The organism is Bellilinea sp. (genome assembly GCF_053501535.1).
Map to the genome: position 1 here is coordinate 1 of NZ_JBRCOK010000091.1, position 5,346 is coordinate 5,346.

A 5,346-nucleotide genomic window follows, 5' to 3' on the forward strand; every position below is an offset into this window, starting at 1 on the left:
GCGCGCCGGCAGCGGCGTGATGGGGGTGATGAACATCTGGTTCGCTCAGCGGCGCACGGCCAGCCAGGCCGAACAGCGCCTGCTGACAGCCATTGCCGATATGGCCGGCAATGCCCTGCAGCGTGCCCGTTTGAACGAACAAACCCGCCAGCGGCTGGCGGAGTTGAGTGTGCTCCATTTGGTCAGTCAAACCCTGTTGACAACTCGGCTGGATGCCGAGCAGGTTTACCAAACCATTCACCAGGCGGTTGCCCAGCTGATGCCCTGCGAGGCATTTGCGATTGTGCTGGAAGACCCGCAGCAAACCGGCTATACTGCGGTCTATCTGTATGACCGCGGCGGGCATTACCCGCCTCAACGGGTAGCAAAAGGTGCCGGTTTGAGCGCGCAGGTAATTGAACGGAAAAAAGCTCTCTTAATCGAGGATCTGACCCAATCCAGCGTTCCCACGGTACATTTTGGTGACTCGCAAAGCGTACGCGCCGTACTGGCCGTTCCGCTGCGGCAGGGAGAGCGGGTGATGGGGATGATCTCGGCCCAAAGTTATCAGCCGGGCGTATATACCACCGCCCACTGTCGCCTGCTGGAAACGCTGGCGGCCCAATTTGCCACCACCGTTGAAAATGTGCGCCTGTTCGAGGAAACCCGCCAGCGGCTGCGCGAGCTGGAATTGATTGCCCGCCTGAGCGCGGAATTACGCAAAGCCGCCACCCGCAGCGAATTGCTGCCGGTATTGCTGGAACAGATCATGACTCAAATGGAAGTGGATGGCGTGGTGCTGGAAACGGTGAACCCCATCAGCGGAGATGTCACCATTGAATTGGGGGTTGGGATTTGGGAAACCCTAACCGGCGAAATCATCCCGGCTGGTGAGGGTTTGAGCGCTTTTATCCTGCAAAGCGGGTTAACCTATTTGACCAATGATGCCCGCCAGGACCCGCGTGTGTATTTTCCTGAGCAGTTAGGCGAATGCAATTCGATTGCCGGCGTGCCGCTGCGCGCGGACGACACCATCAACGGGCTGTTGTGGATTGGCAGCTTCCGCCCTCTGGGTGAAGATGACTTGCGTCTGCTGCGCTCGGTGGCGGATATGGCTGCCAGCGCCTTAATGCGTATGCAACTGCACGATGAAACCCGCCGGCGGGTGGAGCAGTTGCAGGCGCTGCAAGCGATTGACCGGGTGATTACCACCAGCCTGGATTTACGTTTTTCACTGGATGCTTTATTGGAGCAAACTCTGCTGCACTTGAAAATGGATGCAGCCGGGGTGCTGCTGCTCAATCCCAACACGCTGGTGCTCGAATATGCTGCCGGGCGCGGATTCAACACCCGGTATTACCAGAAAGCCCGTCTGCATCTGGGAGAAAGTCAGGCCGGGCTGGCGGCCCTGGAAAGGCGGATGGTACATTGCGGCGATTTGAATACGGCCGAACCGCCCTTCCTGCATCCGCAATGGATTGAAGAAGAAGGTTTCGTTTCCTACTGCGGTGTGCCGTTGATTGCAAAGGGGCAGGTCAAGGGGGTGCTGGAGGTATTCAGCCGTTCCCCCTTTGAACCTCAGGAGGATTGGTTAACCTTTTTCGAAGCCCTTTCGCGCCAGGCAGCAATTGCCATTGAAAACGCACAGCTGTTCGAGAATTTGCAGCGAACCAACCTTGACCTTTCCCTGGCTTATGAGGCAACCATCGAGGGCTGGTCGCGCGCGTTGGATTTGCGGGATAAGGAAACCGAAGGCCACACCCAACGGGTGGTCAACCTGACCCTGCTGATGGCCAGCCGGATGGGACTGAGTTCCGAGCAGATGGCGCATATCCGGCGCGGCGCGTTGCTGCATGACATCGGTAAAATGGGCATCCCCGATGCCGTTTTACTCAAGCCCGGGCCGCTCACGGATGAGGAATGGGAAATTATGCGCAAACATCCGCGTTATGCGTATGAGATGCTCACCCCCATCCAATACCTGCGCTCCGCCCTGGACATCCCTTACGGCCATCATGAAAAATGGGACGGCAGCGGCTATCCGCGCGGGCTGAAAGGGGAAGAAATCCCGCTGGCAGCACGCATCTTTGCGGTGGCGGATGTATGGGATGCACTGACCAGCGACCGCCCCTACCGCCCGGCCTGGACGAAAGCCCGAGCACTCGAGTACATCCGCGAACAGGCCGGCAAGCACTTTGACCCGCAGGTGGTCAAGGTGTTCTTTGAAGTGATTGAGGAATATCTGGCGGAGGAAAGCGGCGAGTGAAAATCCGCCTGTTGAGCGAAACGGAACAGCGCATGTTCAGACGCATTCACACCGGCGAGGATGTGCTGGCTGTGGAAGAGGGCAAAATCCGGCGTGAAAAAGGGCTTTATGTCAACCTGCGGCGGCAGGCTAAAGCCCACCTGAAAGAGCGATTGAAGAAAATAGGCCGGGCAATCGGCGAGGAGGAGTGGACGGAAGAAGAGACAGATCAGGTCGAACATCGCGCCGTTCGTGTGTACCGCAATGCCCGCCGTCACAAGCAGCGTTTGCGCGGCTTACAATTTATTGAAGAGGATTGAATAAACAAAAAAGGGTGATTTTGAAACTCCCCCTTGAATTTTGTACAGAAGGTTGTATCATAACATGAGTTCGGGATAGGATGAAAACCTGGCAGGCAATGCCAATGACCCCCACCTGCACCTCCCCCAAAATCGCAGGGGCGATTTTTGGGGGGCGGGAGGGGGACGAAAAATTCGAAAGTTGATGTAAAAATGATTTATCCCGGATTGATGTTAACAAGCGAAAAATTCTCCTCCAATGATTGAGGGGGATTTTCAATATCAAGCCAAAAGAGGAGAAAAAGCATGGTGCGTCGCAAATGGTTGATCTTTTTGGGGCTGTTGATGCTGGTATTGTCAACGGTTGCCTGTGAATTCAGCGCCAGCACGGCCAATATTGGCGATGCGTGGCTTTCGGACAGCGAGGACGGCGGCACACGGGTAACCACCTTCGCTCAGGATGCAGTCTTTTATGCCTTCGTTGACCTGAAAAATGCGCCCGAGGATACCACCCTGAAAGCCGTCTGGATTGCGGTAGATGCGGAAGGGGTGGATCCTAATTTTGTCATCAATGAAACCGAGTTCACCAGCGGCAGCAATGTGGTGACCTTCAACCTTTCCAACAATAACCTGTGGCCGGTGGGCAAGTACCGCGTCGAAATCTACCTGAACGGCAAACTGGATAAGACCCTCGACTTCGAGGTGCGCTGAACTGCATGAGGTGTTCCACCAATGGCTGATTTTACCCGATACGCAAGCCGATAGATGGGTTAAAGCGGTGTATGATCCTGTGCTGGAACAAATGAGTGAGCGGATTGAGCGCTGGCAGCGGACCAATGACCGGCGCGCAATCTTTTTAAGCTGTTATCAAATGATGACGACGAACATGCTGGAGGCTATCCGGCACGAGGAATTTTCCGATGGGGTTTGGGTGAATCACCTGTTGCACCGTTTTGCGGATTATTATTTTATGGCCCTGCAAGCCTATGAAGAGCGGCAGGAAAACATCCCTGCCGTCTGGCAGGTCGCATTCCAGGCAGCCAACCAAAAGAATTATTCGCCGCTGCAAAACTTGCTGTTGGGGGTCAACGCCCACATCAACTACGACCTGGTGTTGACGCTGGAAGAACTGCTGCAGCCCGAGTGGCAGGCATTGAGTTCTGCCCGGCGGGCGATGCGCCGCACCGATCATAACCGCGTCAACCACGTCATTGCCGCTACCATTGATGCCGTGCAAGATCAAATTCTGGAACCGGCCATGCCGGTCATGCAGGTTGTGGATGTCATCCTGGGGCGAATGGATGAAGGACTGATCTCCGGCACAATTACCCGCTGGCGGGGCAAAGTGTGGCGGAATGCCGTGTATCTGGTGGAAGCCTCGTCAGAGGATGAGCGCAAGGAATGGGTGCAGCGGGTGGAGCATGATGCACTCCAGACTGCCCGCTGGATTGGTTGGAGGGAATGAGCAAGGTCACAGGCTCAAGCCGGGCGATTCCTTGACATGCCTTTGGGTTGATTTTATAATAAGGGCACGTTCCTCGATAGCTCAATCGGCAGAGCGGGCGGCTGTTAACCGCTAGGTTCCAGGTTCGAGTCCTGGTCGAGGAGCCTTTTCACAGGGATTCCATCCCTGTACCGAGCAGCGCACCCGATGGATCCCTGGGTGCGTTTTGTGTTTTTGAGAGGTCAGGCATGGTTACACTTCCCACACTCATCCCACTTTCCGAAGCCGCCCGCAAATACGGGCTGGACGAAGATTATTTGCGCCAGATGGTTGAGAAGGGTAAAATCAGGGCTGCAATGGTCGCAGGTGAGATGGTCGTGAGCGAAGATGAAGTGCGCGGAGAAGCCATTGAGGTAAAAGCACTCCGCAAAGAGGATTTGCCGGAGTATCAGATGTATTCACATCTAAAGGGCAATTCTATCTGGATTAGTGAGGCTTCAAGACAATATCGTGTGCCTCATCAAACTTTAGTCAGGTGGGTTAAGGCTGGGTATATAAAACAACTAGGTATGGAAGGAAATAAAGTTCTAATTGATGAGGCGGACATAGCATATTGTTCTGAAATTTATCGAAAGAGGGGAAGACAAGGTCGAATATTGTTCAATGAAGATGGTACGCCGTACAAACCTAAGACTAGATCAATAGCATACTAGCATGTGAGTAAGATTGCGGTCGTAGAGACCGCTTCTTAAGTGCTAAATCTGCACAAGTGTATTGACTTGCGCGGATTTAATGCTATACTATTCCTAGCACCTTCCCAACCCCAGACAGACGCCTCAAACACAACGCCCCAATCAGGCGTTGTGCGCCCGACCGGGGCGTTCCGTGAGCCGTGTGGGTGCACGCTCACGGTGAGGCAAGCAGAGTGCGCTGCTCACCCCGTGAATATTCTATCACGAGAGAACAGAGCCCTGCTAACCACACCAGCAGGGTTTTTGTTTAGCGGTGTTGGCTCATTCAGGCGGTTTGGTGATGCAGGTCAGGTTCGATTCCCGCCCGCCTGAATTGCACCTTACCAATTCGACATGGTGTACCTCCTTTAGCCAGCCGCCCAAGGTGGGGGTGATTGGGTTTGCAGGGAGTGACCCCTCTCCCTGCGGTGGGTTCGAGTCCCACCCACCGGCGGGTGCAAGTCCCGCCCGGCTGGTCTGCCGAACCTGTCGGGGCTGCTGACCCCATCAGCAGGCAGGTGCAGCCCGGCACACCCTGACCAGTGCCAGGAAACAGGCAGGGTGACGGCCCGGAGAGACGGGCAGCGCGGCCACGGCGCACGAGGGCGTCAGCGGGAAACCCCCATACGACACCACGCTCCCCTCAAG

Annotated in this window: 6 protein-coding genes and 1 tRNA gene; all 7 read left to right on the top strand. The window is 55.5% G+C overall.

From position 1 onward, the window contains the following. Window positions 1-2,245 (top strand): GAF domain-containing protein (locus tag ACWIZX_RS09290; RefSeq protein WP_448335559.1); only part of this gene is annotated, 2,245 nt, incomplete at its 5' end. Next, the gene (locus ACWIZX_RS09295; protein WP_448335560.1) at window positions 2,242-2,544 is read left to right on the top strand and encodes a hypothetical protein; all 303 of its coding nucleotides are present in this window, start codon (window positions 2,242-2,244) and stop codon (window positions 2,542-2,544) included. The genes ACWIZX_RS09290 and ACWIZX_RS09295, both read left to right, overlap by 4 nt. 285 nt (window positions 2,545-2,829) lie before the next feature. Then, window positions 2,830-3,234: a hypothetical protein gene (locus ACWIZX_RS09300; RefSeq protein WP_448335561.1), complete on the top strand. Its 405-nt coding sequence runs from the start codon at window positions 2,830-2,832 to the stop codon at window positions 3,232-3,234. 10 nt (window positions 3,235-3,244) lie between these two features. Further along, on the top strand, window positions 3,245-3,988 hold the full coding sequence (locus tag ACWIZX_RS09305; RefSeq protein ID WP_448335562.1) for a DUF5995 family protein: 744 nt from the start codon (window positions 3,245-3,247) through the stop codon (window positions 3,986-3,988). A gap of 70 nt (window positions 3,989-4,058) precedes the next feature. Further along, window positions 4,059-4,131, top strand: a tRNA-Asn gene (locus ACWIZX_RS09310). Window positions 4,132-4,215: 84 nt separating this feature from the next. Then, window positions 4,216-4,680 (top strand): hypothetical protein, encoded by a 465-nt coding sequence (locus ACWIZX_RS09315; RefSeq protein ID WP_448335563.1) that lies wholly within the window; start codon window positions 4,216-4,218, stop codon window positions 4,678-4,680. Window positions 4,681-5,108: 428 nt separating this feature from the next. Continuing rightward, window positions 5,109-5,237, top strand: a complete 129-nt coding sequence (locus ACWIZX_RS09320) for a hypothetical protein (protein ID WP_448335564.1) — start codon at window positions 5,109-5,111, stop codon at window positions 5,235-5,237. Window positions 5,238-5,346 lie beyond the last annotated feature (109 nt).